The sequence below is a fragment of the Mycolicibacterium aubagnense genome (assembly GCF_010730955.1).
Taxonomy (GTDB): domain Bacteria; phylum Actinomycetota; class Actinomycetes; order Mycobacteriales; family Mycobacteriaceae; genus Mycobacterium; species Mycobacterium aubagnense.
Genome location: NZ_AP022577.1, coordinates 5,662,076 through 5,687,993 on the forward strand (window position 1 = coordinate 5,662,076; position 25,918 = coordinate 5,687,993).

At 66.7% G+C, this 25,918-nt stretch carries 23 protein-coding genes; 11 read left to right on the forward strand and 12 right to left on the reverse strand.

From position 1 onward, the window contains the following. Positions 1-70: 70 nt before the first annotated feature. From G6N59_RS27060 to G6N59_RS27070, 3 genes are read right to left on the reverse strand one after another with little or no spacing between them, the layout of a single operon-like run. A complete protein-coding gene (locus tag G6N59_RS27060; protein WP_138229978.1) occupies positions 71-1,534 on the reverse strand; it encodes an FAD-dependent oxidoreductase in 1,464 nt (487 codons plus the stop codon). After that, a complete protein-coding gene (gene bphC, locus G6N59_RS27065; RefSeq protein WP_138229979.1) occupies positions 1,531-2,439 on the reverse strand; it encodes a biphenyl-2,3-diol 1,2-dioxygenase in 909 nt (302 codons plus the stop codon). The genes G6N59_RS27060 and bphC overlap by 4 nt, the downstream gene beginning before the upstream one ends. Before the next feature lies 1 nt (position 2,440). Next, positions 2,441-3,622: an acyl-CoA dehydrogenase family protein gene (locus tag G6N59_RS27070; RefSeq protein ID WP_138229980.1), complete on the reverse strand. Its 1,182-nt coding sequence runs from the start codon at positions 3,620-3,622 to the stop codon at positions 2,441-2,443. Between the two features lie 463 nt (positions 3,623-4,085). On the opposite strand from G6N59_RS27070, the gene G6N59_RS27075 reads away from it, so the two are divergent. The 3 genes from G6N59_RS27075 to G6N59_RS27085 all read left to right on the forward strand — a co-directional run bounded on the left by G6N59_RS27075 (position 4,086) and on the right by G6N59_RS27085 (position 6,913). Next, on the forward strand, positions 4,086-4,400 hold the full coding sequence (locus tag G6N59_RS27075) for a hypothetical protein (protein ID WP_138229981.1): 315 nt from the start codon (positions 4,086-4,088) through the stop codon (positions 4,398-4,400). A 105-nt stretch (positions 4,401-4,505) separates the two neighbouring features. Further along, positions 4,506-6,113, forward strand: coding sequence for a flavin-containing monooxygenase (locus tag G6N59_RS27080; RefSeq protein WP_138229982.1), 1,608 nt, complete (start codon positions 4,506-4,508; stop codon positions 6,111-6,113). Further along, a complete protein-coding gene (locus tag G6N59_RS27085) occupies positions 6,113-6,913 on the forward strand; it encodes a mycofactocin-coupled SDR family oxidoreductase (protein WP_138229983.1) in 801 nt (266 codons plus the stop codon). The genes G6N59_RS27080 and G6N59_RS27085 overlap by 1 nt, the downstream gene beginning before the upstream one ends. A 76-nt stretch (positions 6,914-6,989) precedes the next feature. Here G6N59_RS27085 and G6N59_RS27090 read toward each other — a convergent pair whose 3' ends face one another. Together G6N59_RS27090 and G6N59_RS27095 are read right to left on the reverse strand one after the other, a co-directional pair. After that, positions 6,990-8,375 carry a WS/DGAT/MGAT family O-acyltransferase gene (locus G6N59_RS27090; RefSeq protein ID WP_138229984.1) on the reverse strand — a complete coding sequence of 462 codons (1,386 nt, stop codon included), beginning with the start codon at positions 8,373-8,375 and terminating at the stop codon, positions 6,990-6,992. 309 nt (positions 8,376-8,684) lie between these two features. Next, positions 8,685-9,524, reverse strand: a complete 840-nt coding sequence (locus G6N59_RS27095) for an alpha/beta fold hydrolase (protein ID WP_138229985.1) — start codon at positions 9,522-9,524, stop codon at positions 8,685-8,687. A gap of 113 nt (positions 9,525-9,637) precedes the next feature. Here G6N59_RS27095 and G6N59_RS27100 point away from each other — a divergent pair, with 113 nt between their 5' ends. From G6N59_RS27100 to G6N59_RS27110, 3 genes are read left to right on the forward strand one after another with little or no spacing between them, the layout of a single operon-like run. Then, entirely contained in the window at positions 9,638-10,867 is a 1,230-nt protein-coding gene (locus tag G6N59_RS27100; RefSeq protein ID WP_138229986.1) for a CoA transferase, read from the forward strand. Further along, positions 10,864-11,664, forward strand: coding sequence for an acyl-CoA thioesterase (locus G6N59_RS27105; RefSeq protein ID WP_138229987.1), 801 nt, complete (start codon positions 10,864-10,866; stop codon positions 11,662-11,664). Before G6N59_RS27100 ends, G6N59_RS27105 begins: the two co-directional genes overlap by 4 nt. A 44-nt stretch (positions 11,665-11,708) precedes the next feature. Further along, positions 11,709-13,271, forward strand: a complete 1,563-nt coding sequence (locus tag G6N59_RS27110; protein WP_138229988.1) for an acetolactate synthase large subunit — start codon at positions 11,709-11,711, stop codon at positions 13,269-13,271. A gap of 1 nt (position 13,272) precedes the next feature. Here the strand turns inward: G6N59_RS27110 and G6N59_RS27115 are convergent, their stop codons facing one another. Continuing rightward, the gene (locus tag G6N59_RS27115) at positions 13,273-14,040 is read right to left on the reverse strand and encodes a maleylpyruvate isomerase N-terminal domain-containing protein (protein ID WP_138229989.1); all 768 of its coding nucleotides are present in this window, start codon (positions 14,038-14,040) and stop codon (positions 13,273-13,275) included. A 78-nt stretch (positions 14,041-14,118) separates the two neighbouring features. After that, the gene (locus tag G6N59_RS30640; protein ID WP_170212379.1) at positions 14,119-14,286 is read right to left on the reverse strand and encodes a hypothetical protein; all 168 of its coding nucleotides are present in this window, start codon (positions 14,284-14,286) and stop codon (positions 14,119-14,121) included. A 246-nt stretch (positions 14,287-14,532) separates the two neighbouring features. Here G6N59_RS30640 and G6N59_RS27120 point away from each other — a divergent pair, with 246 nt between their 5' ends. The 3 genes from G6N59_RS27120 to dprA are packed head-to-tail and all read left to right on the forward strand — an operon-like array spanning position 14,533 to position 17,527. Further along, entirely contained in the window at positions 14,533-14,889 is a 357-nt protein-coding gene (locus tag G6N59_RS27120) for a YraN family protein (protein ID WP_138230080.1), read from the forward strand. After that, the gene (locus G6N59_RS27125; RefSeq protein WP_138229990.1) at positions 14,889-16,397 is read left to right on the forward strand and encodes a YifB family Mg chelatase-like AAA ATPase; all 1,509 of its coding nucleotides are present in this window, start codon (positions 14,889-14,891) and stop codon (positions 16,395-16,397) included. Before G6N59_RS27120 ends, G6N59_RS27125 begins: the two co-directional genes overlap by 1 nt. Then, positions 16,394-17,527: a DNA-processing protein DprA gene (gene dprA, locus G6N59_RS27130; protein ID WP_138229991.1), complete on the forward strand. Its 1,134-nt coding sequence runs from the start codon at positions 16,394-16,396 to the stop codon at positions 17,525-17,527. Before G6N59_RS27125 ends, dprA begins: the two co-directional genes overlap by 4 nt. A gap of 23 nt (positions 17,528-17,550) precedes the next feature. On the opposite strand, the gene G6N59_RS27135 is transcribed toward dprA, so the two are convergent. The 5 genes from G6N59_RS27135 to G6N59_RS27155 all read right to left on the reverse strand — a co-directional run bounded on the left by G6N59_RS27135 (position 17,551) and on the right by G6N59_RS27155 (position 23,889). Next, positions 17,551-18,741, reverse strand: a complete 1,191-nt coding sequence (locus G6N59_RS27135; RefSeq protein WP_138229992.1) for a cytochrome P450 — start codon at positions 18,739-18,741, stop codon at positions 17,551-17,553. A gap of 77 nt (positions 18,742-18,818) precedes the next feature. After that, the gene (locus G6N59_RS27140; RefSeq protein ID WP_163911798.1) at positions 18,819-19,808 is read right to left on the reverse strand and encodes an amidohydrolase family protein; all 990 of its coding nucleotides are present in this window, start codon (positions 19,806-19,808) and stop codon (positions 18,819-18,821) included. 318 nt (positions 19,809-20,126) lie between these two features. After that, positions 20,127-21,692, reverse strand: coding sequence for a bifunctional 3-(3-hydroxy-phenyl)propionate/3-hydroxycinnamic acid hydroxylase MhpA (gene mhpA / locus G6N59_RS27145; RefSeq protein ID WP_138229994.1), 1,566 nt, complete (start codon positions 21,690-21,692; stop codon positions 20,127-20,129). A gap of 131 nt (positions 21,693-21,823) precedes the next feature. After that, positions 21,824-22,762 carry a fumarylacetoacetate hydrolase family protein gene (locus G6N59_RS27150; protein ID WP_138229995.1) on the reverse strand — a complete coding sequence of 313 codons (939 nt, stop codon included), beginning with the start codon at positions 22,760-22,762 and terminating at the stop codon, positions 21,824-21,826. After that, positions 22,759-23,889: a VOC family protein gene (locus tag G6N59_RS27155; RefSeq protein ID WP_138229996.1), complete on the reverse strand. Its 1,131-nt coding sequence runs from the start codon at positions 23,887-23,889 to the stop codon at positions 22,759-22,761. Before G6N59_RS27155 ends, G6N59_RS27150 begins: the two co-directional genes overlap by 4 nt. Positions 23,890-23,994: 105 nt before the next feature. Between G6N59_RS27155 and G6N59_RS27160 the strand changes: the two genes are divergently transcribed. Both G6N59_RS27160 and G6N59_RS27165 read left to right on the forward strand, forming a co-directional pair. After that, positions 23,995-24,648, forward strand: a complete 654-nt coding sequence (locus tag G6N59_RS27160) for a TetR/AcrR family transcriptional regulator (protein ID WP_138229997.1) — start codon at positions 23,995-23,997, stop codon at positions 24,646-24,648. Between the two features lie 181 nt (positions 24,649-24,829). Beyond that, positions 24,830-25,888: a glycoside hydrolase 5 family protein gene (locus G6N59_RS27165; protein WP_138229998.1), complete on the forward strand. Its 1,059-nt coding sequence runs from the start codon at positions 24,830-24,832 to the stop codon at positions 25,886-25,888. Positions 25,889-25,918 lie beyond the last annotated feature (30 nt).

A 25,918-nucleotide genomic window follows, 5' to 3' on the forward strand; every position in this document is an offset into this window, starting at 1 on the left:
AGATGTGGGACACCGGTCGCGCGGTTGCCGCGGTGGCGACACGCGCACCGGCGACACGCGGGGCCGGGCGTCAACTCTGGGCCGCGGACCTCCCGGCACGTCGCCCGTAGAAGCTGCCGTCGCCCAGGGAGACGCCACTGGCATATCCCCATGCGGACAGGCCGGCCGCGCTCCGCCCGGCCGCGAACAGACCGGGTATCGGCTCGCCGCTGACATGCAGGACCCGGCCGTCGAGTGTCGTCAAGAGGCCACCGAGGGTGAAGCCACCGGTGCTGGAGCGCAGATCGATCGCGCCGACCGGTGACCCGATCGGACGTAGCCACTGCGGCTTCTTGTGCAGCAGCGGGTCTTCACCATTCGCCGCGTGCGCGTTGTAATAGGTCACGGTGTTCTGCAGTACGCCGTCGGGCAGCCCCATCTCGGCTTCGAGCTCCGCCACGGTCTCGCAGACCCAGGTGGCCGGGCGACGCAGGAACGGCGTCGCGGACGTCGCGGCGGTCGCTTCCTCCATCGCGTCGCCATCGATGATCAGGTAGGCCGTGTTGTCCTGGTAGTACAGCGTCTGCTGGCCGATGCGTCCCGGATAGGTGTCTTCGGCGATGTACCGCTGGCCGAAACCGTTGACCAGGATGCCGCGCACCAACTGCTGGGGGTCGCAGAAGAACGCCACCTCGGTGGCATCCATGTGCGCCAGATCAGCACCGAGGGCCTGAGCCATCCGGATGGCCCGTCCGTCGTGCTGCTCGATGCTTGCGGCGGGACGGCCCGCGATGCGTGGCGCGTATTGCGCGACCATGGCGTCGCTGTACGCGAAGCTGCCCGAGGCCAGCACCACACCGCGGCGGGCTTTGATCGCCACGGTGTCGGTGTACCGGCGCGCGACGATGCCGACCACCCGGCCGTCGGCCTCGATGATCAACGACAGCACCTCGGTGTCGTAGACGGACCGGACGCCCTGCGCGGTGGCGGTCTCCACCAGCGGCTTCATCAGCATGTAGCCGCCACTGCGTTCACCGGCCACCTTGTCGGCCATCAGCGGCACGTGGCCGCGCGGCGCCGGGGTGGCAATGGTGTTGTAGGGGAAGGCATTCTCGCCACCGGTGAACATCAGGCCCTCATCGCCCGGCGGCTCCCAGCCGGGTTCGCCCCAGAACACCGGCTTGAACGGCACGCCGCAGCGCACCAGCCAGTCATAGTGGGCGACACTGCCCGCGCAGTAGTCATCGATCCGTTCGGCGTCGGCGCCCGGGCCCATGGCCACCTTCAGGAAGGTGGCCATATTCTCCACCGAATCGGTGAAGCCGCAAGCCTTTTGGAGTGCCGTGCCACCGCCGAGATAGATGAACCCACCGGCCATCGCGGCGGCGCCGCCCCAGCCGCCGGTGCGTTCGACGACCAGCACGTCCGCCCCGGCCGCGGAAGCCTCGACGGCAGCGGCCGCACCGGCGATGCCGTAGCCGACGATGACCACGTCAGCTTCGTCGTCCCATGCGGTGATGGACGATGCCGGGACCGGCAACACGGTGGCGCTCATGGCAGCATCGCCCGCGGCGGAACGCCCATCCACTCATGGCCCCAGTAGCTGTCGGCGGTGATTTCCTCTGCGGTGTAGTGCCGTTCGTCGACCTTCATGCCCTCGGTGCCGAACTCGATATCCCAGTCGCCGGGCGACCGCACGTAGAACGAGACCATCTTGTCGTTGGTGTGCCGGCCCAGCGTGGAGGACACCTGGAAGCCGTCCCGGTTCACCCGGTCGAGCGCTTGGCCGACGGCGTCGAGCGTGTCGACCTCGACCATCAGGTGGATCAGCTTCGGGTCGCGCAGCGTCGCGGCCGGGCAGATCGCCAGGCTGTGGTGCCGCTCGTTGATGCCCAGGAACCGCACCCGCAGGGGACCGAACTCCGGGGGAGCGGGCACCCGGAAGGCGCCGCGGGGCAGGAAACCCAGCACGTCGGTGTAGAACGCGGTCAACCCGCCGGCGTCCTGGGCGGGCAGCACCACGTGGCCCAGGCCGAGGCCTTCGGTGACGAAGCGCGCGCCGAACGGCGTGACGACGGGGCTGTGGTCCAGCACCGCACCGTGGAACACCTCGACGTCGTTGCCGGCGGGGTCGACGAAGGCGATGACCTCGTCGACCCGTCGGGCATCGGCTTCCTCCAGGGACAACTGCTTCCACGGCACGCCGGCGCCGTCCAGGGTCGCCTCCACCCGGCGCAGTGCGGCGCCGTCCCGGACCTCCCAGCCCACGGTGACGATGCGGTCGGCATCGCCTGGCGCCACGATGATGCGCGCGGTCCGCTCGTCCATTCGCAGGTACAGCGCGTCGGGATCGGGACCGCTACCGGTCGCGAAACCCAGTACGTCGAAAGCGAATTGGCGCCAGCGTTCGATGTCGGCGGTCTGGACTTTCACATAGCCCAGGCTCTTCAGATCAGTCACGTCAGATCATGCCTCGCAGCGGGCCCTGGGGGTCGACGCCCAAGCTGCTCAGTGCCGACGCGTGGAAAGTGGTGCCGGGGACGTGGATGGCGTGGGCCTGGCCGACATGTGCGTCGCGCCAGTACCGCTGCAGCGGCTTGTCCATGCGGGTGGCATTGCCGCCGCAGCGGGCGAAGATTTCGTCGACGGCGGACACCGCGCGCCACACCGACCGGATCTGGGTGCGCCTGCCGGCGGCGCGGTCGTCGAAGGACACTTCTTTGCCCGCCTCGACCAGGTCGTAGATGCGGTCGACGTTGGCCAGTAATTCTTGGCGGGCGGCGTTGATGTCGGCCGCGGCCTCGCCGATGGCGTACATGACGTACGGGTCGTCCTTGATCGCCACGCCACTGGAGTTGACGCGCTCGCGCTGATAGTCGAGTGCGGCGGCCAGGGCGCCCTCGGCGATACCGATGACGGCCGACGAGATGCCCAGCGGGAACATGGTCGACCACGGCATCAGGTACAGCGGCGAGGTCATGCCGGCCTCGATCTGGGCCCGGCCGTCCATCACCTTGGTGGCGTCCATGGTGCGGTAGGTGGGGACGAACGCGTCCTTGACGATGACGTCCTTGGAGCCGGTGCCGCGTAGCCCCACGACGTTCCAGGAGTCCTGCACGATCTCGTAGTCGCTGCGGGGCAGGATCATGTGCAGCATCTGCGGTGGCATGAGGGGCTTGCCCTCGGTGTCACCGAGCATGGCGCCCAAGAAGATCCACTCACAGTGGTCGGTGCCCGAGCTGAACTGCCAACGACCGTTGAAGATGTAGCCACCGTCAACGGGCCGGGCCACACCCTGTGGGGCGTACGGCGAAGCGACCCAGGTGTCGGTGTCGGATCCCCAGATCTCGGCCGCGACCTTCGGGTCGGCGTAGGCGAGCTGGTACGGGTGCACACCGACAACGCCGTTGATCCAGCCGGCGGCCGGGTCCAGGGCGGCGGTCGCCATCACGGTCTCCGCGAACTCGCGCGGATGCACCTCCAAGCCGTCGTATTCGGTGGGCTGCAGCAGCTTGATGTTGCCGGCGGCCTTCATCAGCTTGACGGTCTCGTCGGGCAGTTGGCCCAACTTCTCTGCTTCCCAGGCTTGTTCGCGAAGCTGGTCGGCGATGTCACCGAGTTTGTCGATAACCCGCTGGGTCATGGTCGTTTTCCTCACTCCTGTGATGGGCTAACCAATGGTTTACCGCACCCACGGTGCACCGGGAGGCGGTTCCCGGTCAGCGGGCGAAATTCGTTCAGTCGAAGTTGATGCGGCTCCTCGGCCGGCCCGATGGGTGGAACGACCAGGGGTGAGACGTCCGATGACCGGGATGCGACCGAGGTGGGTCGGATTCCGGCGACTGCGCGGTGTTCGATTTCCCGTCCGGCGTGGATTACTTTGTGTCCCAGCGTGTTTTGCTAAGCGCGTGGGTTCGGTCGGCTTAACTCGGGGGCGGTGCGGTGATCTCCGATGCGTACGGGACTTGTGACTCTGGACGACGGACCGATGGGCCCTATACGCCGGTCCGGAGCGGGTGGATAGTGGATTACGGCGGTTGACGACGCAGAGCGGGGCATGAGACATCCGGTACCCGGACATGCGTGACTGATAGGGCGGAGTGGCCATGATCCTTCGGGGCGAGGCGCACCTGCTGACCGTTCTGGCTGCGGTCGGTTCCGTGGCTGCGTTGGTGCTGGGCAGTGCCGGTGCAGCGGCTGCGCCTGCCGCGGCGCAGTCATGGAGCGCGGACCCGCCCGGTTGTTGGGGTCCCGACGGATTCGATCCCGACTGTTTGGGACCCGGACCATACGGTCACGGCCAGTGGGGTCCGTGGATGATGGGCCCGGCAACGGGACCGGGTCCGATGACCGATCCTGGAGACGCCGGCGCCGGTCCGATGGGGCCGCCCATGATGGCTCCCGGATACCGGGCCGACTAGAAATTCGAGCTGCCCCAGCCCGATGGCCGGGACGGATTCTCGGGGGCCGTCCGGTCACCGGGATGGCTTGTACTCGCTCATTCCGAGGACGGCTAATTTCGCACTATGGGCAGCACAGAACACGTCGATGTCGTCGTTGTAGGTGCCGGGTTCGCCGGTCTTTACGCACTGCACAAGCTGCGGTCCGAGGGCCATTCGGTGATCGTGTTCGAGGCGGCCGCGGACGTGGGCGGCACCTGGTACCACAACCGGTATCCGGGCGCTCGTTGCGACGTCGAGAGCATCGACTACTGCTACTCCTTCGACAAGGACCTGCAGCAGGAGTGGACTTGGACGGAGAAGTACGCCACCCAGGCCGAAATCCTCACGTACATCAACCATGTCGCCGACCGGTTCGACCTGCGCCGCGACATCCGGCTGGGCACCCGCGTCACCTCGGCGATCCTCGATGAGGAGCGGCTGCGCTGGGTGGTGACCACCGACACCGGCGAATCCGTGGACGCGCAGTTTTGCGTCATGGCCACCGGCGCACTGTCCGACCCGCTGCTGCCGAACATTCCGGGGGTCGAGACCTTTGCCGGCGAGACCTACCACACGGCGAACTGGCCGCACGAGGGCGTCGACTTCACGGGCAAGCGGGTCGGCCTCATCGGCACCGGATCGTCGGGCATCCAGACCACCCCGATCGTGGCCGCGCAGGCCGCCGAACTCGTTGTCTTCCAACGCACTCCGAACTTCTCGGTGCCGGCGGGCAACGAGCCGTTGACGGCTGAGCGCGAAGCCGAGGTCAAGGCCAACTACGACGAGCGGCGCGAGCTGTCGTGGCGCAGCGGCGGCGGATCGCCGCACACGGCGCACCCGAAGCTCACCATGGAACTGTCCGAAGAAGAGCGCCGGGCCGAGTTCGAAAAGCGTTGGCAGTTGGGTGGGGTGCTGTTCAGCAAGACCTTCCTGGACCAGATGGTCGACCCGGTGGCCAACGCCGAAGCCAAGAAGTTCTACGACGAGAAGGTGCGGGCGGTCATCGACGATCCCGCTGTCGCCGACCTGCTGATCCCGACCGACCACCCGATCGGCGCCAAGCGAATCTGTACCGATACCAACTACTTCCAGACGTTCAACCAGCCGCACGTGAAGCTGGTCAGCGTGAGGCAGACGCCGATCGAGAAGATCGACGCCACCGGCATCACCACCGCCGAGGCCCGGTTCGACCTGGACGCCATCATCTTCGCCACGGGGTTCGACGCGCTCACCGGTGCGCTGGGACGTATCGACATCACCGGCCGCGGCGGCGAGAAGCTCAAGGACAACTGGGTCGACGGCCCGCGCAGTTACCTGGGCCTGGGGGTCGACCATTTCCCGAACATGTTCCTCGTGAACGGCCCCGGTGCGCCGGCAGTGCTGGCCAACATGGTGCTGCACGCCGAAGCGCACGTGAACTGGATCGCCGACGCCATCGCGTACGTCGGCTCGCATGGCTACTCGGCAATCGAAGCCACCACCGAGGCGGTTGACGACTGGAACGCCGAACTGGTCCGCCGGGCCGACCAGACGCTGTTCCCGAAGGCCAATTCCTGGTACCTGGGCGCGAATGTTCCTGGCAAGCCCCGGGTTTTCATGTTGTTCATCGGTGGCTTCGCCGCGTACAACGACATCTGCGCCGAGGTTGCCGCCGCTGGGTACAAGGGATTCGAACTGACCAAGGCCGGCTGATGTCAGGGCTGCTGAACAAGGTCGCCCTCGTCACCGGTGCCGCGCGCGGCACCGGCCGAGCCCACTGCGAGCGGTTCGCCGACGCGGGCGCTGACATCATCGCTCTCGACGTCGCCGGTGCCACAGCCGATTTGGCCGATGTTGCCGGCGCGGTCAAGCAACGTGGCCAGCGCTGCTACACCGGCGTGGCAGATGTGTCGTCGTTCGACGAGGTGCGGGCCGCGGTCGACGAAGGGGTCTGGGAGTTCGGCCGGTTGGACGTGGTCGTCGCCAACGCCGGAATTCACTCGGCGTCGGCACCGGCCTGGGAGGTGAGTGCCGAAGACTGGCAACGCGTCATCGGGGTCAACCTCACCGGCGTGTGGCATACGGTCAAGGCGAGCGTGCCGCATTTCGGCCCGGGCGGCGGCTCCGTGGTGATCATCAGTTCCACCAACGGACTTCGCGGCACCGCGAACACGTCGGCGTACACCGCGACCAAGCACGCCGTCGTCGGCCTGGCGCGCACCTTGGCGAATGAGCTGGGGCCCAAGCGGATTCGCGTCAACACCGTACATCCCGGCGCGGTGGGCACGCCGATGGTGCTCAACCCGGAGACCTTCAAGCGCATCCGGCCGGACCTGGAGAACCCGACGGAAGCCGATGTCGCCGAAGTCCTCTCCGCGCGCAATCTCCTACCGGTGCCGTGGGTGGAGCCCGAGGACATCAGCAATGCGGTGGTGTTCTTGGCGTCCGACGAGGCCCGCTACATCACCGGAACCCAGTTGGTCGTCGACGCGGGGCTCACGCAGAAGGCCTAACTGCGTTCGAACGTGAAGACGATGGCGATGAATTGCGGATTCTTCGCCATCTTCTTCACTTTGGGGGACAACCGATTCAGAGGCCGGCCGCGATCTCGAGTTCCACGAGCGCCGGTTCGATGGCGTCGGCCATGGCGTCGATATCGTTCGCCATCTCGGGGGTGGTGACGAAGCCGAAGTCGATCCGGTCCCGGTAGCTGAAGCATGTGACGTTGAGTCCGACGTCCATCACCAAGGGGCCCATCGGCATCATCTGCTCGAGGACCGCGCCGTCCATGTAGAGCGGCACCGGCGGGCCGGGCACATTCGAGACGACGAGGTTCATCGGTTTCAGCGTGCCGCCGAGCTTGCTTGCGGTGTACGCCCGGGCGGCCAGGGCCACCAGACCGGGCGGGGTGGTGTCGGTCAACCCCATGATCTGGTGTGCCGTCAACGCTTTGGCCATTTCCTTCGCGCTCTGGGAGCTGGCGTAGATGGCCTTGATCCGTTCGGCGGGGTCGACGATGTCCGATGCCAAAGACACCGACATCGCGCTGACCTGGTTGCCCACCTGATCGCTGGAACTCTCGGTCCGCGTCGACACCGGGACCTGGGCGATGAGTGACTTCTCGGGCAGCTCGCCGCGGTCCGCCAGATACTGCCGCATGGCGCTCGAGACCAGAGCCAGTACGACGTCGTTCAACTTCACCCCGAATGCTTCTTTGACGGCTTTCACGCGCTCGAGGGGTACGCCGGAATTGCTGACCCGACGGTGCGGTGAGATGGGGCCGTTGAACCGGGTATGTGGTGCGTCGAAGTAGCCGGGCGGCTTGTTGGCGACGCCCAGCGCCGCAATCTGCTGGCGCACGGTTTGCTCCAAGAAGCGCACGACACGGTAAGGGGTCTTGATGCCGATGTTGATCAGCCCGCCCAGTGCCTGCAATTCCAGTCCGGGGGCCTTGATGCCGACCAATGACCCGCTCGGCTCGGCGGCCGGCGGCCGCGGTGTGGGAGTGATGTCGAGCAGGATTTCCCCGAGTCCGGCTCCGGACACGCCGTCGATGATGGCGTGGTGCATCTTCATCAGCACCGCGACCCGGCCACCCTCGACGCCCTCGATGAACCAGAGCTCCCACAGCGGCCGCGATCGGTCCAGCTTGTAGGACATGAGACGTCCCACCAACTGGTCGAGTTCGCGGCGGCCGCCGGGCGCCGGGACCGCGATGTGGCGAACATGGAAGTCGAGATCGAGTTCCTCGTCCTCGACGAACCACGGCCGGTCGAGGCCCAGCGGTGCGCCGGTGACCCGCCAGCGCAGCTGCGGCATCTCCGGCAAGCGGGCGGCGATAAGCGCTTTCACCGATTCGAAGCTGAAATCCGGTGCGTCGGTCGGGTCGTAGATCGACGATGCTGCGACGTGCATATGCCAACTGTTGGTTTCCGCGAACCAGAAGGTTGCATCGGCACCGGACAAGCGATTCATGCGGCTGATCCTAGGGCGCTCGCGGAGGGGCTGGCTCGAAATCGGCCTTTTGGTACGAACTTCGGGGTGTGATCGTTGTCTCCGCGCGTGGGGCACTGGCAATCGTGTTGGCGCACAACGTCAGCCAGCATCTCGGCGGTCGGGAAGAGTGCTTCGCGTCGGTCAATTGGTAAGGCCGACAATATATTCCGTACGTTCATCGCCCCGGCACGTGCGTTGGTGTTGGTTTACAGGCGATTCGTACGACCAACGCGGGCGGCCACGTCCGCACACTCACGGTGTGCGGACGCGCCCGCCCCTGTCAGAGTGTCAGCGCTGCAGGAAGCCCAACACCGTGCTCTCGAAGGCCTCCTTGGCCTCGATCATGGCCCAGTGGCCGCAGTTCGGGAACACATGCAGCTCGGCGTTGCGGATGGTGCGCATCGGGATCAGCGCCATGTCCAGCGGGCTGACGCGGTCGTCGCGCCCCCAGGTCAGGAGCGTCGGGGCCTTCACCTTGTGCATCTGCGCCCACGGCTGCGGCGGTGCCGCATCCGACCGCATGAACTTCATCATCATGTTGAACGCGGCCTTGCCATACATCCGGCGCGCCGATTCGAGCGTCTCGGGGTCGGACGCCAGCTTCATGCGCTCTTCGATCAGTTCTTCGGTGACGATCTTCTCGTCATAGACCATCGAGTTGAGCCAGTCGATCAGACGCTGGCGGGTCGGGTCCTCGGTGAACTCCTGCAGCAGCCGGATGCCCTCGCTCGGGCCGGGGCTGAAGATGTTGGTGCCGATGCCGCCGATGGTGACCAGCTTGCCGATGCGGTCGGGGTTGTTGATGGCGAAGTTGATGCCGACGCCGCCGCCCATCGAGTTGCCGACGATGTCCACCTTCTCGATGCCGAGCGCGTCGAGGAAGGGCACCACGGCCGACTGGGCGTCGATCATCGGGTGGCCGCCGAAGTCGTCGCTGACGCCGAAGCCGGGGAATTCCAGGATCAGGCAGCGGAAGTGTGCCGCGAAGGTCGGCAGGATGCCGCGGAAGTTCCGCCAGCCCGTGACGCCCGGGCCCGAACCGTGCAGAAACAGCACTACAGGGCCGCTACCCTCATCGTAATAACGCAGCGTGCCGCGTTCGGTCTGGACTTCCTTCAGCTCAGTCATGCGTTCCAAATTACGGTGTGATTGTCACGCGGCGACGACCGCCTCCCGTCCGGCGGGACGCGCGGAGCCCGGTGCCCCCCGATTGTGCTGCGTAAGGCCTTTATGGTGTCCAGATGACCGTTGGTTCATCGGGCTCCTCGCGTGCGCGGCCGGAGTCCGCGCGTCCACTGGCGGGTGTGCGCATCGTCGAGATCTCCAGTTTCGTCGCAGTGCCCTTGGCGGGGATGACACTGACGCAGCTCGGCGCCGAGGTGATCAGGGTCGACCCGGTCGGGGGCGCCGCGGACTATCATCGCTGGCCGGTCACCAGTGGTGGCGAGAGCATCTACTGGGCAGGCCTGAACAAGGGCAAGCGGTCGGTCGCGGTGGACCTGCGCGCGCCGGAGGGCCAGGATCTGGTCACCCGGCTGATCGTCGACGCCGGCGTCTTCATCACCAATGTGGCGGGCCGGCAGTGGCATTCGTACGAGACCCTCGCCGCGCTACGGCCCGACCTGATCCACGCCGAAGTGTCGGGCCGGGCCGACGGCGGTACGGCCGTCGACTACACCGTCAACGCGGGGTTGGGCTTTCCGTTGGTCACCGGCCCGTCCGAGCTGCAGACCCCCGTGAACCATGTGCTGGCAGCCTGGGACGTGTCGTGCGGCCTGTACCTGGCGCTGGCGGTGACGGCGGCGCTGCGGCACCGCGACAGCAGCGGCCAGGGGCAGCGGGTCAGCATCCCGTTGGAGAACGTGGCCCTGGCCACGGCCGGGAATCTCAGCTTCCTGACCGAGGTGATGGTCAACGGCGTGGGGCGGGAACGCATCGGAAACTCGATATTCGGGCAGTACGGGCAGCAGTTCGTCAGCGCCGACGGGGCGGCATTCATGGTCGTCGCCCTGACCGGTCGGCATTTCCGGGACCTGGTCGAGGTCACCGGTACCACGAAAGCTGTTGCCGCCCTGTCGGAATCGCTCGGTGCCGACTTTGCCGACGAAGGGCAGCGGTACCTGCACCGCGACGCGCTCACGGGTCTGTTCACCGTCTGGTTCTGTGCGCACACCGCAGCGGAGATCACGGCGGCGCTGGGGGCGACGTCGATCCTGTGGGAGCGCTACCGCGATTTCAGCGAGGTGGCCGCGAGCCCGAAGGTGACCGACAACCCGCTGTTCACCGAACTCGACCAGCCGCGCATCGGCCGCTATCTGGCACCGGGGCTCCCGCTGCGCATCGACGGCGAGTATCCACCCGCGCGGCCGGCGCCGGCGCTCGGCGACGACACCACCGCGGTACTGACCGAACTGCTCGGGTTGACCGGTGACGACGTCGCCCGCCTCACGGAGGCGGGGACTGTGGCGTGACCGTGCTGCCTGATTTGTTGGTGGTGTCGCCCGGGGAGGGGGTTGACACCTGGCTGGGCAAGGCCGGCGGACCGGACGGCAAGCGGGCCTTCGGTGGCCTGTTGATGGCGCAGAGCCTGTCCGCCGCATGCCAGACCGTGAGTCCGCAGATGCGCCCGACCGCCATGCACCTGCAGTACCTGCGCGGCGGTGAAGCCGGTGTGGCCACCGACTATGCGGTGGCCCGGGTGTACGACGGGCGGACCGCAGCGGCACGGCGGGTCGAGGCCTGCCAGGCCGGGCGTTTGCTGACCGTGGCGACGGTGTCCTTCTCCGTGGACCTGGCGGGCCCCGAACACGATGAATCACGCGCGCTCCCAGACGATCCCGAGCTACTGCCGTTGACCGGTCCGCCCGGGCCCGCGCCCGCGATTCCGCCGGGCGAACTCGACATCCGGATCGTCGACGACCGTTCCACGGGCGAGTTCGTGCGCCGCATGTGGTGGCGGGCCACCGTGCCGGTGCCACTGGAACAGTTGCCGCACATGATGATTGCCTGCTACATCACCGACTTGTACGGGATCGACCCGGCGCTGCAGGTGCACGGCCACTCCATGCAGGCGCGTACTCACCGCAGTGGCACCACCGATTTCTCGATCTGGTTCCACCACCCGATCCGGGCTGACCGCTGGAACCTGCTGGAATCGCGCTCGCCCGCGGCGGGCCGGGGGCGCGGCGTGATCACCGGGAGTCTGCTTGACGCGGACGGCACCCGGGTCGCGACATTGGTGCAGGAAGGCCTGATCGCAGATCGGTAGTAGCGTCGTCCGCAGGCTGGTGAGGGAACACCCGAAGGAGAACCATGAACGGCGCGCAGGCACTGATCCGCACACTGGTCGACGCCGGCGTCGACGTCTGCTTCGGCAACCCCGGAACCAGCGAGATGCATTTCGTCGCGGCACTGGACTCGGTGCCCGAGATGAGGGGCGTGCTCTGCCTTTTCGAGGGTGTGGTCACCGGAGCCGCCGACGGGTACGCGCGCATGGCCGACAAGCCGGCGGCCACCTTGTTGCACCTGGGACCCGGCCTGGGCAATGGCATCGCCAACCTGCACAACGCGCGCCGAGCCTATTCGCCGCTGGTCAACGTGGTCGGTGACCACGCGCTGGGCCACAAGAAGTACGACGCACCACTGGAATCCGACATCGACGCCTTGGCCGGCACGGTGTCGGGCTGGGTGCGCCGGTGCGAAAAGCTTGCTGACATCGCCACCGACGCGGTGGCCGCCATCGAGGCCGCGCAGCAGGGCCAGGTGGCGACGCTGATCTTGCCCGCCGATGTCTCGTGGACCGAAGGTGCCGAGGCGGCGGCGGGGGAGCCGGCCGTAAGCCCGGCGTCGTTCGACTACCGGGCCGGGGTCGACCCCGAAGAACACGAACTGGTCGATGCCGGTGCTGACGTCTTCGGAACCGGCACCGTCATGCTGCTGGGCAGCTCGGCGTGCCGCGAACGCGGTCTTCGTGCCGCCGGCCGGATCGCCGAGGCGACAGGGACCAAGGTGCTGATCGAGACCTTTCCGGCCAGACTCGAACGCGGCGCCGGACGGCCCAACTTCGAACGGCTGGCGTATCTCGCCGAAGCCGCCCAGTTCCAGCTGACCGGTGCCGAGAACCTGGTACTTGCCGGTGCGCGGTCCCCGGTGTCATTCTTCGCCTACCCCGGCAAAGCGAGCGACCTGGTGCCCGCGGGCTGCCGGGTGCATACGGTGAGCGGCGACGTCGTCGCGCGGTTGGAAGCGCTGGCCGACGCGGTGGCACCGGGCGGCGAGGCCACACTGACCGAGCTGAAATATGCAGAGGTGCCGGAAGATTCAGCGCTGACCACGCAGAACTGGGTCGAGGTGGTGGCGGCGACGCTGCCCGACAACGCCATTGTGGTGGACGAGTCCAACACCAGCGGGTTCTTGTTGCCACAGGCGACGATGAATGCGCCGCGACACGACCTGCTGACCCTGACCGGTGGGGCCATCGGTTTCGGATTGCCGAATGCCGTGGGTGCCGCGGTCGCCTGCCCTGACCGCCCGGTGCTGTGTCTGCAGGCCGATGGCAGTGCGATGTACACGATTTCGGCGTTGTGGACCATGGCGCACGAACAGCTCAATGTGGTGACGGTGATTCTCAACAACGCCGCCTACGCGATCCTGCGGATGGAACTGCAGCGTGTCGGTGCGGAAGCGAGCGGGCCGAAAGCCGCTGCGATGCTTGATCTCTCAGGTCCGACGACGGATTTTGCGGCGTTGGCGGCGGCCATGGGTGTGCCCTCGGCCAGGGCGACGACCACCGCGGAGCTGGCTGACCAGCTCCGCGTCGGCTATGCCACTGCGGGGCCGTACCTGATCGACGCTGCGGTGCCTGCGCTGTTGTAGTTCAGTAGCCACTGAGAAGCGTGCGGAGCCGGCCCAGTTCGAGTGGGCCGGCGGCACTGCGGATTCGTCCCGGGTCTGCGGGACGGCGTCCCCACAAGAGCAGCACCCGGGTCGCCGCGTCCGTCTCGATGGTCGCCGGTCCGTCGGGCGGGGCCAGGGCGATGGCGGTGCTCTCGGCGTCGGCGGTGACCACGACGTCGTCGTCACCGTCCACCCGGATCCGTGCCGCCATCCGCTCGTCCCCGCGTAGCTCCAGAATGTCGCGACCTCGGCGCAGCAGTGGGACCCCGACGGCGTACACGCTGTGGTCCGTCATCCACGGTTGCGCCAGCCGGTCCTGAGCGGGCGCGTTGTCTCCGGTGATGTCCCAACTGTGCAGGACCAGTTCCTCGCGCATGTGCTCGGCGAACCACGGCACCTTCATCGTGCGCCCGGTCCAGGCGACATCGGTGTCCGCAGGCAGTTCGTCAGCGGCGGCGGCGATTCGTCCGAGGTGCACCATGCGGTCGTTGAACGCCGTCCACAGATCGGCATCGTTCATTGCCCGGTACGGCTGTTCACGCTCCTCGAACCTGCGGGTCTGAACAGGTTCGCCGGCGAGGTGGCCTTCCAGTACCCGGGCCAACTCTTCGGCATTGCCGGTCTGATGGACGACGATGTCGCGCACGGTCCAGGCCTCACACCAGGTGCCTGTCTCGGGGCTGCGTTGCTGTACGGCTTCGGCGAAAGGTCCCCATTCGGGGAAGCGGTCGGTATCGATCGTATCCATGGTTTATGCATACCCCGAGACACCGACACAAAAATCGGGGCGCCCTCCGGTGGAGGACGCCCCGAATGCTGTTGCCGGTCAGCGGCTCTGGTGCACGCTGTTGTCGACCTGCGGCGCCTGCGCGCGCGGGTGGATGTCGTTGACCCAGTCGTGGTGCGAGTAGTCCGCCGATGCCGGCGCGGCCAGACCCAGAACTGCTGCGGCCAATCCATTTGCCACCAGTGCGGCGATCCCGAGCTTCTTCATTGTCCCCAACTCCTCGTATCGGAAGCTTTGATGCCCGGTTCAACGGGACGCGGCCTGGCGGTATTTCTACTGATGGGACGTTGGCAGCAATTGATGGTTCTTCGGCAGTAATCAGTCTTTCGGTCGGCCCTGTGGATGAATCGCGCACTGTGAATAACTGCCGGCGGCGCGGTGAATCCGGGGGCCGTCGGCCCGCGACCTGTCGGTGGCGCCGGCCACGGTGGCGGCATGAACACACCACCACGCATGACTCGTGCCGAGATCGGCGCGCTCGGCGAACAACTCGCGGTCGACCACCTGATCTCGCTGGGGATGACCGTCCTGGCCCGGAACTGGCGCTGCCGCTGGGGTGAACTCGACATCATCGCCACCGAAAGGGACCACAGTGCCCTCGTTTTCGTCGAGGTGAAGACGCGAACCACCACCGAGTTCGGCGGAATCGAGGAAGCGGTGACGCCCGAGAAGGCCCGTCGCCTGCGGCGGCTGGCCAGCGTGTGGCTTGCCGAGCAGAACGCGCACTGGCCCGATATCCGGATCGATGTCGTCGGCGTACGCCTCGGCGGCCGGGAGCCGGAACTGGTGCACCTGAAAGGCATCGGCTGATGGCGCTCGGACGGGCGTACTCGGTGGCCATCCGCGGCCTCGACGGCGTGATGGTCGAAATCGAAGCGGACATCACCTCGGGGCTGCCGGGAGTGCACCTGGTCGGCTTGCCCGATGCGGCCCTGCAGGAGTCGCGAGACCGGGTCCGGGCCGCGATCACCAACTGCGGCAACACCTGGCCGATGTCACGGCTCACGCTCGGGCTGTCGCCGGCCACCCTGCCGAAAGGCGGGTCGATGTACGACCTGGCGATCGCCGCGTCGGTGCTGTCGGCACATCTGAAGACGCATTGGGCACGGCTCGAGAAGACGGTCCTGCTGGGCGAACTGGCGCTCGACGGGCGGGTGCGTCCGGTGAAGGGGGTCCTGCCTGCCGTCATGGCCGCCAAGCGTGAGGGTTGGCCGTCGGTGGTGGTGCCTGCCGAGAATCTGGCCGAAGCGAGCCTGGTCGACGGCATCGAGGTGTGGGGCGTACGGACGCTCGGCCAGCTGCAGGCGTGGCTCAACAGCAAGGCTGCGCTGGATGAGCGGGTCGACGCGACAGCGCCGCCCGCCAGCGACAGCGTTGACCTCGCCGACGTGGTGGGGCAGACCCAGGCGCGGTGGGCGGTCGAGATCGCCGCCGCGGGTGCGCACCACCTGATGCTCACGGGGCCGCCGGGCATCGGGAAGACCATGCTGGCGCAACGGCTTCCAGGGCTGTTGCCCGACCTGACCGAAGATGAGGCGTTGGAGGTCACCGCCATTCACTCGGTGGTGGGTCTGCTGACAGGTGATACGCCACTGATCACCCGGCCGCCGTTTGTCGCGCCGCACCACACGTCCACTGTGTCGGCGTTGGTCGGCGGCGGTTCGGGGATGGCACGGCCGGGCGCGATCAGCCGGTCGCATCGCGGCGTGTTGTTCCTGGACGAGTGCGCCGAGATCGGGGTGAGTGTCCTCGAAGCCCTCCGAACCCCGTTGGAGGAGGGCCAGATTCGGCTGGCCCGACGTGACGGCGTGGCGTGCTATCCCGCACGCTTCCAGCTGGTGCTCGCGGCCAATCCCTGCCCGTGCGCGCCGCCCAACCCACGGGACTGCGTGTGCCCGTCGGCCGACCGGCGCCGGTATCTGGGCAAGCTGTCGGGTCCGTTGATGGACCGAGTCGACCTGCGTGTCGACATGCACCCGGTGCTCGCCGGAGCCTTCGGCGACCACGGAGCGGAATCCACCAATGATGTCCGGGCTCGGGTCGCCGCGGCCCGGGCGGCCGCCGCTGAACGGTGGCAGATCGTCGGGGTCCGGACCAATGCGGAGGTTCCGGGGCCGGTGCTGCGCCGCAAATTCCGGCCCAGCCGGGACGCGATGGCACCGCTGCGCAAGTCGCTCGACTCCGGGCGGCTGAGCATCCGTGGCGTGGACAGAACACTCAGGGTCGCGTGGTCTTTGGCCGACCTGGCCGGCCGGGATTCCCCCAATCTCGATGATGTCAGCACAGCGTTGAGTTTCCGCGAAGGAGATGCGCGGTGAGTACCGACGATCTGGAGCGGCGTGCATGGGCATATCTGTCGCGGGTTGTCGAGCCGCCGTGTCCACGGCTGACGACACTGGTGGCCACGCGCGGTCCGGTCGAGGTGGCGGACATGATCCGAAATGGTCTGGAGGACAAGGACCTCACCGGGAGTGTCTCGGCTCGCCGCGAGGTCGATTGTGCGGCAAGAGATCTGGAAATTATGGACCGTCGGGGTGGCCGACTGATCACTCCCGACGACGATGAGTGGCCGTACCTGGCGTTTGTCGCATTCGCGAACAGGGCGGTGATTGATCGGCCATCGGGCTACCCGCCCATGGTGCTGTGGGCTCTCGGCCCGGTTGCGCTCGACGCAGTTGCCGAACGGGCCGCCGCGATAGTTGGCACCAGGGCGTGCACGGCGTACGGCGAGCACGTCACCGCGGAGATCGCGGCCGGTCTGGTCGAACGTGACACCGCGGTGGTGTCGGGCGGGGCCTATGGCATCGACGGGGCCGCGCACCGCGCGGTCCTGGCGTCAGACGGCGTCACCGTGGCCGTGCTGGCCGGGGGTGTCGACGTGCCGTACCCGTCCGGGCATTCGGCGCTGTTGCATCGGGTCGCCACCTCTGGGCTGCTGCTCAGTGAGTATCCGCCGGGGGAGCGGCCGACCAGGTACCGGTTCCTGACGCGAAACCGACTGGTGGCAGCGCTATCCGGCGCGACTGTGGTCGTCGAAGCGGGCCTGCGCAGCGGTGCGGCCAACACAGCGGCGTGGGCAAAGGCGATGGGCCGCACGGTGTGTGCGGTGCCGGGCCCGGTAACCTCGGCAGCCTCGGCAGGGTGCCACGTCCTGTTGCGTAACGGCGCGACCCTGGTCGACCGGGCGGAGCAGGTGGTCGAATTGATCGGCCGGGTAGGCGAACTCGCCGACGAACCCCAGCATCCGGAGACGCCGCTGGACGACCTGACCCCTGATCAGCTTCAGGTGTACGAGGCGCTGCCGGCGCGCGGGTTCCGCAGCCTGGAGCAGATTTCGGTCGGGGCGGCCCTGCCTCCCGAACGCGTGCTCGGGCCGCTGGCCTTGCTGGAGGTCCATGGCTTGGTGGAGAAGCAGGACGGGCAGTGGCGGCTCAGGCGGGCGGGATGAGGCGTGTCCGCTGTCGCGCGCGCCTAAGCGGCAATCAACTTGAGAGGCAGGCGTTCATGGCGGCGGATGATGTTGTTGATCGCCCATTTGGGCGTACCGGTCGGCTCTATCCGGTCCACGCGCTCGAGCAGCGCCCGCAACATCGCGGTTGTTTCCAAGCGTGCCAGGCCCTGTCCGGCACATGCGTGGGCACCGTGTCCGAAACCGACGTGGCGGCCGGCGTCACGTCGGATGTCGAAGACCGTTGGGTTTTCCCACTCGCGTTCGTCGCGGTTGGCGGAGGCATAGATCACCAGCACTCGTGCGCCCGAAGGGATTCGTATTTCGGCGATTTCAGTCTGCTGCGCAGTGCACCGCGCAAAGGCACGCAGCGGTGGCTCGCAGCGGACGATCTCATTGACGGCGTTTGGCAGGAGGGCGGGTTCGTCCTTGAGCAGTTGCCACTGGTCGGGGTGGGTGGCGAAGAGACTCAACGCGTTGGCGATGGCGCTCATGGTGGTATCGATCGACGGGGCGATGTAGTCGACCAGCAGCGGCGGGCATTCGTGGTGCGCCAGTTTGCCTTCGTCCGCGGCGGCGAGCAGCTCATGTGCCATGCTGCCTTCGATGACGTTGCGCTCGCGAACGACGCGCCGGGCGAAGTGCAACATGCGCATGGTGTTGGGTACCGCTTTGATCGCCTGCCAGTTGAGCGGACCGAGTACATCAAATGTTGCTCCAGCCCAGGCAATCAGGTGATCGCGTTGATCGCGCGGCCAACCGATGAGATCGGGCACGACGGCCAACGGCAACGCGGCCGCGAGGTCGCTGACTCCGTCGATATCACCCTTGTCGAGCGCAGTTTCGACGACGCTGCGGGCCGTGTCATCGACGGTGTCACTGATGGCCCGCAGAGCGCGCGGCAGCATGCGGTGCGCGACGCGCTTGCGGCGTTGTTCGTGCTCGACACCGTCGCTGTTGAGCGTGGTGCCGCGCGACATTCGGTTGGTGATCGGATTGAGTGCCACACCGTGGCCCGATAGAAAGGTCTTGTCGTCGCGCAGCACCGTTTTGCACTCGGCATACCGTGGCACCGCATATGTCCGTTGCTTCGCCAGCCATACCACCGGGCCGAGGTCGCGCATTCTCTGGTAATGCGGGTAGGGGTCGGTGATGGCGTCGACAGAGTAGATGTCGGGTTCGTAGACAGGCAGGCCGGCAGGTGGGCGTCGCATTGATGTTCCTCTCAGGACTTTGGCGATGGACGAGTGCGCGCGGAGCGTGCACTAGGACGGCGAAGGGTGGCTGTTGCTCACGGTCGGCGCTGAAGGAACTGTTCTGTGTTCGCGGACGTCACCGCCCGCCAGTCGATTTCGGGGTCGGCGTCGAGGGCGGCGATCTGTTGCCCCACGGCGAACGCTGGTGTCCAGCAGTAGTCGCTGCCGTAAAGGATGCGGTGTGACCCGACCACGTCCCGAAGCACGCTGGCCTGGGTCGGCAGTGGATGCCCGGCCGTGTCGAACCACATGCGCTGCAGCTGGGCGGCGGTCGTCAGGGGCCCTGGCGCATCGCCGTTGGGTGCCGGCCACAGGCCGCGGAACAGCTCGATCCGTGCGGCAAGAAGCGGCAGCGCGGCACCGCAGTGCGGAATCAGGAAGCGAATGTGCGGATAGCGACTCATGACACTCGCGAAAATCAGGTCGGTGATCGTCCGCGTCGTTTCGAACATGAACTCGAGCATCGGCGCGGGCCGGCCCAGCGTCGTGGCTTGCGCGTCCGGTGGCGACGTCGGATGGACGAAGACGATCGATTGCCGCTTGTCGAGGCATTTCCACAATGGGGCCAGCGAATCGTCGCCTAGGTAGCGCCCGCCGCTGTTGCTCATCAGTACTACCCCCGCCGCCCCATGAACATCCGTTGCGCGAATGGCTTCGTTGATGGCGGCATCGACGTCGGGGAGTGGCAGGGAGGCGAAGAAGGAGAAGCGCTCAGGGTGTGCGGCGACCGCGCGGGCTGCGAAGTCGTTGACGTGCCGCGCCAGTGCGGGGTCGTTGGCCGTACCGGCAAACGACACGCCGGGAGAGGAGAGCGACAGGATGGCGTGCCGAATCCCGTTGTCCTGCATCAGTGAAAGATGCTGTTCGGCACTCCAGGAAGGCCATTGCGGCATACCGTCGGGATGTTCGATGCCTGCAGCGATCGCGGCGTCGACGTATTCGTCGGTGAGGAAGTGGGCGTGGACGTCCACCAGGAGAGCGGACGACTGCCCGCCATCAGTGCGGGCGTCGGTGGTATTGCTCATCATCTCCTCCTTGAGATCCCCGGAAATCGGCATCGTCCTACCTCAGCCGAGGGGCCATAACCGACGCGCAGTTGCCGGCCACTGAGCGAGCGTCGCCGCTCGGTGACAGACAAGGTCGCCACCGCGGCGCCGATCATCCACACGGCCAATTCGAGAGCCCGCCAATGGTGGTGTTCGACCCGATGACCGCCCCCGCGCAGCGCGAGAATCGCTGCGTGCGTGGGCAGTACGTTCCCGACGCTTGCCACGATGACCCAGCGGCGCCGGCGCACCAGCAGATGGCCCAGTTGGTAGAGGAAGGACGACATGAGTGATCGCCTAACTGGTCTGGATGGGTGGGAGGGCGCCGCGTGCCCGAGCCGATGAGGTGAAACCCGGTATGGCCGCACACAGTTTCCACACGTCGTGGCCAGAGCACATCACGGTTCGATCAGGCCGGATGACGGCAGCGGTCGCATGGCCGCGGCGTAGCCACCGGTCCAACTCACCTCCGGGTTCGGCGACATGAACGGCGACGCCGTGTTCCTGGAGCATGGCGAGTTGGAAAGCCAGGGGGCGTGTGGTGGTCACAAGCGCAAAGCTGTTGCCCAACAGCGTGTCCAGGCGCTGTCCGTCGGCCAATACCGGGTTGGGACACAGGGTTCCGGCAAGGTGGCGGGGTGTCCGGCTTTTGATGACCAATGCCGACTCGTGCAGCCGGGGGGTGGCGCCGTCGGTGAGTTTGTCGCGAACGCCGGGTATCAACCGCAGGCGCGGTGCAACGACGCGCCGCACCATGTTTCCGATATGCCCGCCGGCCGTCATTGCCCACCCCATGGCCAAGGCAAGGCCGATCATGCTGCGGGCGTGGGGCTTGCGTTCCTGTTCGTAGGTTGCCAGCAGTGCCTCGGGTAGCTCTCCGTTGATCACGCCGGCGACTTTCCACGCCAGGTTCATCGCGTCGCGCAGGCCCGCTCCCATGCCTTGCCCGATGAATGGTGGAGTGAGGTGCGCGGCGTCACCGAGGAGGAACACATTGCGTTCCCGCCAGCGGTCGGCGATCTGTGCGCGAAAGGTGTACTCGGTGACACGTGCGAGCTCGAGGTGGTCGTCGGCGAAGTCGCCGACCCAGGAGGCGACCAGGGGCCGTAGGGTCGCCATCGTGTTGAAGTCGGCCGCGGTTTCCGAAGGCAGCAGCCGAAATTCCCAGCGGTAGCGGTCGGGCCCGATACGCATGTAGGTCGCAGCCCGAACGGGATCGCACACCTGATGCACACCGTCCCACTGATCGAGTTCGGCCTCGGTGACCACGTCGGCGACCAGCCAGCGCTGCTCGAAACGCAGGTCTTCCATGGCGGCACCGATGGCGGCTCGCACGATGCTGTTGGCTCCGTCGCAGCTCAGCACATAGCCGGCGTCGACGACGTGCTCTGTTCCGGTGGCACGGTCGGCGTAGGTCACCCGCACGCGGCCCGGTTCGTGCTGGGTGATGCCGGTGACCTCGGAATTGCCGCGCAGCTCCACATTCGGGCGCTTGGCCAGGTTGGCGCGCAGCAGCTCTTCCAGTACGGGCTGGTCGAACATGTTCGCCTGAGGGAAACCATGCCTGCTGCGGGCGGGGTCGCGGTCGAACTGTGCCAGCGTGTGGTGGTTCTGGTCGAGCAGGCGTAACCCGAGCGCGGGCCGGGACATGGCGGCGAACTCTTCGGCCACGCCGAGGCGGGCGAGGATGCGATGAACCTCGTCATCGAGGTGTACTGCGCGTGGCTGGGGATAGACCGATTCCCAGCGGTCGAGAACCAGCGTCGGCACGCCGTAATCGGCGAGCAACGTCGCCGCGGTGACACCGGTCGGCCCCGCTCCGACGACGACAACCGGCACGGGTTTCGTTACAAGGTCTGGCATTTTGGTCCTCGACTCAGATCAGCCGCAGAGCGGACATGTCGAGTTCGGCAGGCCCCGGTCGGCCAGTGGAATGCGCTCGATGGTGCCAAGATCGCCCGGCGTGGCATATCGGGGCCACAACAGGTACGCGTTCACGCATACCTCACCGAGGTGCGCTGGGTACCGAGGTCGATGGCGCCGTCGTCGGTAGCCACCGACAGTTCCACGACGTCCCCGTGCTGCAGATACTTGGGGTTGCCGGCCTGACGCGAGAAGAACGCCTTCCATTTGACCGCCGGCGGCAGCAGCGAACCGATGATCTCGAGAGGCTTGGGCGGCGCGCTCAAGGCCGTACCCATAGGAGTGCCTGTCAAGACAAGGTCACCGGGATTGAGGTGCTGAAACCGGGCCAAGGACTGCAGTGCCTGTAGGGGTTTGTAGATCATGTCGCCATCGACCAGCATGTTCTGGCGCACCTCGCCGCTCACCCGCAGTTCCAGTCTCAGGTCGCCGAACCGCTTGAGTTCGGCGGCCGTCAACAAGACCAGCGCCGGGCCGACCGGCGTGAACGTCGGGTACGACTTGGCTTCATAGAACTGCGTTTGCGGCAGCTGGATATCCCGGGCGGAGACATCGTTGGTGACGACCAGTCCGGCGACGTAGTCGGCGAGGTTCGCCTCGGTGACCTCGGTGCCGACGGGTAGCTCTCGACCGATGACCAGACCGATCTCCACCTCGTAGTCGAGAAACTTGACGTGCTGCGGCTTGACGATGTCGTCGAACGGCCCACTGATGGAGCCGGAGGTTTTGCGAAAGAAGGTGAGCGGGATGGTCTTTGGGTCCATACCGGCGTCTTTGACATGCGAGGCGAAGTTGGTCATCTGGGCCACCACGCGGCAGGGAGCGGTCACGGGAGACGCGAGTTCGAGGCTGTCGACAGGCACCGCCTCGCCGCCGCGCGTCGCGGCATCGATGGCGGCCCGATCGGCGAGCAGTTCGCCGGTGGTCGTGGCCGACGTGTCGATTCGGACGGCGCCGGTGGTGGTCTGGACCCACCACGCTTCGGCAGTGCGCAGGATGGAGATGGTCATGAGTTCGCTACTTTCAGCAGGCCGATGAGGCGGTTGATATCGAATTCGTTGTGGCCTCGCAGGGCCGCGAGGATCGACTGCGCTTCGTGCGGTAGGGATTTCGGGTTGGTGCCGAGGAAATCCTTGCTCGCGGGCGGTCCCCACTGGGCCAGGCCCGAGGCGGTGAACGGTGCCCAACCCGGTTGCAGGGTCGAGTCGAACACGTCGCCATCGGTGAAGTGCTCGACCATGAAGCCATCAGGGTCACGCCAGTAGTCGAACAGCTGACTGCCCTGGATGTGGCGCCCGATTCCCCAGGACCGGAAATAGCCTTGCTCCGTGAGGTATTCGCCGCCGGCGGCCAACGCGTCGAGATCACACACCTGATAGGCCGAGTGCACGTAGCGGTTCTGTGGTCCGAGGGCCAGCGCCAGCGTGTGGTGATCAGCGGGCGTCGAACCACGGTCGCATCGAATGAAGCTCATCGTCGGTCCCCGGCTGCGCTGGCCCGGGAAGTAGAGGAAGTCGCTGACGATCATGCCGAGGGTGTCGAGGTACCAGTTCAGCGTCTCGAGGTATTTCGTCGACTGCATGACAAGGTGACCGAGCCGTTGCACCGTGGTCGGCTCCCGACGCGGGCGTTGGGTGGCGTTGATGCGGTGAATTTCGTGTCCGATGTTGTAGCGATGTGGAGTCTGCGGCGGTAAGGGTTCGAGGGAGTGCAGTCCCGACACCACGTGCACCGGCACACCACTCGGGTCGATCAGATCGACTGCCATGCCGCCGATGGCTGCGGGCAGCGGCCTGGTCCGTGCACCGGTTGTGGTGGCCAGCCGCAGCAGGTCGGCCTCGTCGGCAGCGGCGAACGCGACTCCGAGGAACCTGCTCCGGCTTCCGCGGCGCACGATGACGCACGGCCCGGTCGAATCGCTGCCGCGCAGATGCAGTTCGTCGTCGGTTCGTAGCGAGGTGGCGAATCCGAACGCGAGCGCGAACGCCTCAGCCCGCTGAAGGTCCGGTTTCTCGAATTCCAGCCAGGCGATATCAGCCACCTTGATGACGGGGTTGCGGGAGCGCCCGCAATGCTCGCCTTTCACGGCGCCCCGCTCGCTGTGGAGTTCGTTATGCGCGCCGACCAGGTCGTTCATCCCTGACCCCTTTCGTTCTGACGAAATCGTCACATGCGACGTGATGATCAGTCAAGATGTTCTGACGAAATCATCAAAACTGATAGATGCTGCTACTCTGGACGCGTGAGTGCATTGCAGGACGAGCCGGCCAACCGCCTCGAACGGCGGAAACAGCGCACCCGCGCAGCGCTCATTCAGGCGGCGCAGGCGCTGATCGCCGAGGGCAAGCTCAACGTGCCGGTCCTGGAAATCACGCAGGCGGCAGATGTCGGCATGGGTTCGTTCTACAACCACTTCGACAGCAAGGAAGAGCTGTTCGAAGCGGCGGTGGCCGATGTGCTCGACAACCACGGTGCCTTGCTCGATCGCCTCACCGCGTCCATCGACGACCCGGCCGAAGCGTTTGCCTGCAGTTTCCGGCTTACCGGTCGACTGTTTCGGCGCCGCCCGCAGGAGAGCCGGATCCTGCTCGTCAATGGCCTCAGTCTCATGGGGTCGGACCGCGGCCTGGGTCCACGCGCGTTACGGGACATCACGGCCGCCGTCGCCGCCGGCCGATTCACCGTCGACGATCCCAAACTGGCCTTGGCCGTCGCTGGCGGGGCGCTCCTTGGGCTCGGCAAGCTCCTGCAGCAAGAACCCGAACGTGACGACGCGGCGGCCGCAGATCGGGTCACTGAAGACGTATTACGACTGTTCGGACTGTCTGCCGAGGAGGCGCGTCGGATATGTCAGCGGCCACTTCCCGGTCTTGATGGCGTAGCCCCGGTCGCGTGAGCCGGCCGGCCGTCGGTATCCATGCGTGATTCGGGTACCCCGCTGCGGGCCGGCCAGAAACAAACAGCGGCAATGACACTCGCTCGACAGGCTCGCCGCGGCCTCATCGGCGAGGCGGGGTTTGATTCGCCCGATTTCAGTCCGGCCGGCGGTATCGATCACCTCAGGTACGTTCGCTGTCATGGCCAGCCCTAGGACCAGCCCATTCCGTCGACTTGCGGTCGTCGTCGGGCTGGTCGGCGCGCTGGTGGCCGGCAACTGTTTGTGGGTGCGCCCCTCGCCCGTCGCGATGCCGGTGGTTCCCGACGGCGGTTACGGGTTCAGTGTCGGTGCGCCCCAGTCCTGGATGAGCGACGCCGACGCCGACCGCGAACTCGATGCGGTGGCTCGAACCCGGGCGCAGTGGATGCGGGTGCTGATCGACTGGCACATCGTGGAACCCGTTAAAGGCCAATATAATTGGCACTACGTCGACCACTGGGTGAACGGCTCCACGAAGCGCGGTCTGAAGGTACTCGGACTGATCGCGTACAGCCCCACCTGGGCTCGGGCGCCGGGCTCGTATTTCAGTGCGCCCCCGATGAATCCGGCGGAGTACGCCGACTTCGTCACCGCCGTCGTCCAGCGTTACCGCGACAAGGTGGCGGACTGGGAGATCTGGAACGAGCCGAATTTGCCGCTGTTCTTCGGATTCACCGACAACCGCGCTGCGGTCTATACCGACCTGCTCAAGGCGGCGTACCCGGCGATCAAGGCCATTCAGCCCGACGCCACCGTCATCGCCGCCGGGCTGAGCCGCGCCACCGGCCCGGACGCGCCGACGAAATTCCTCGCCGACATGTACGCGGCCGGCGCGCGGAAGTTCTTCGATGCCATCGCGATGCATCCTTACGTGTTCCCGGGTGGCATCGCCGAAGACGGCGACAACGGCTGGTCTGATCTGGTGCGCGTGCACGACCTGATGACGGTCAACGGCGACGGGGACAAGAAGGTGTGGATGACCGAACTGGGCGCGTCAACCTGTGCGGCACAGGCCCGAGGCGTCAGCCAGGACGAACAGGCGCGGCAGATTCTGCAGGTGTTGTCGGGCGTGGCGGGGGCCGGCTGGAGCGGGCCGGCGTTCATCTTCGCCGTGCGCGACACCGACACCGCCAAGCGTGACGACCTCGAATCCAACTTTGGTGCGCTGCTCACGTCGGACTGGAAGCCCAAGTACACCGCGGCGGTGCTGGCCCGGTAGCCCACCATGGCGGGCGGCCCGCTCGTATAG

Bases quoted from the DNA above. Each gene is read 5' to 3' on its own strand.
- G6N59_RS27085 (WP_138229983.1), top strand. From the start codon at position 6,113: ATGTCAGGGCTGCTGAACAAGGTCGCCCTCGTCACCGGTGCCGCGCGC.
- G6N59_RS27095 (WP_138229985.1), bottom strand. From the start codon at position 9,524: ATGACTGAGCTGAAGGAAGTCCAGACCGAACGCGGCACGCTGCGTTAT.
- G6N59_RS27125 (WP_138229990.1), top strand. From the start codon at position 14,889: ATGGCGCTCGGACGGGCGTACTCGGTGGCCATCCGCGGCCTCGACGGC.
- G6N59_RS27075 (WP_138229981.1), top strand. From the start codon at position 4,086: ATGATCCTTCGGGGCGAGGCGCACCTGCTGACCGTTCTGGCTGCGGTC.
- G6N59_RS27120 (WP_138230080.1), top strand. From the start codon at position 14,533: ATGACTCGTGCCGAGATCGGCGCGCTCGGCGAACAACTCGCGGTCGAC.
- G6N59_RS27060 (WP_138229978.1), bottom strand. From the start codon at position 1,534: ATGAGCGCCACCGTGTTGCCGGTCCCGGCATCGTCCATCACCGCATGG.
- G6N59_RS27100 (WP_138229986.1), top strand. From the start codon at position 9,638: ATGACCGTTGGTTCATCGGGCTCCTCGCGTGCGCGGCCGGAGTCCGCG.
- G6N59_RS27150 (WP_138229995.1), bottom strand. From the start codon at position 22,762: ATGACCATCTCCATCCTGCGCACTGCCGAAGCGTGGTGGGTCCAGACC.
- mhpA (WP_138229994.1), bottom strand. From the start codon at position 21,692: ATGCCAGACCTTGTAACGAAACCCGTGCCGGTTGTCGTCGTCGGAGCG.
- G6N59_RS27140 (WP_163911798.1), bottom strand. From the start codon at position 19,808: ATGAGCAATACCACCGACGCCCGCACTGATGGCGGGCAGTCGTCCGCT.
- G6N59_RS30640 (WP_170212379.1), bottom strand. From the start codon at position 14,286: ATGAAGAAGCTCGGGATCGCCGCACTGGTGGCAAATGGATTGGCCGCA.
- G6N59_RS27165 (WP_138229998.1), top strand. From the start codon at position 24,830: ATGGCCAGCCCTAGGACCAGCCCATTCCGTCGACTTGCGGTCGTCGTC.
- G6N59_RS27110 (WP_138229988.1), top strand. From the start codon at position 11,709: ATGAACGGCGCGCAGGCACTGATCCGCACACTGGTCGACGCCGGCGTC.
- G6N59_RS27155 (WP_138229996.1), bottom strand. From the start codon at position 23,889: ATGAACGACCTGGTCGGCGCGCATAACGAACTCCACAGCGAGCGGGGC.
- G6N59_RS27135 (WP_138229992.1), bottom strand. From the start codon at position 18,741: ATGCGACGCCCACCTGCCGGCCTGCCTGTCTACGAACCCGACATCTAC.
- G6N59_RS27115 (WP_138229989.1), bottom strand. From the start codon at position 14,040: ATGGATACGATCGATACCGACCGCTTCCCCGAATGGGGACCTTTCGCC.
- G6N59_RS27090 (WP_138229984.1), bottom strand. From the start codon at position 8,375: ATGAATCGCTTGTCCGGTGCCGATGCAACCTTCTGGTTCGCGGAAACC.
- G6N59_RS27080 (WP_138229982.1), top strand. From the start codon at position 4,506: ATGGGCAGCACAGAACACGTCGATGTCGTCGTTGTAGGTGCCGGGTTC.
- G6N59_RS27070 (WP_138229980.1), bottom strand. From the start codon at position 3,622: ATGACCCAGCGGGTTATCGACAAACTCGGTGACATCGCCGACCAGCTT.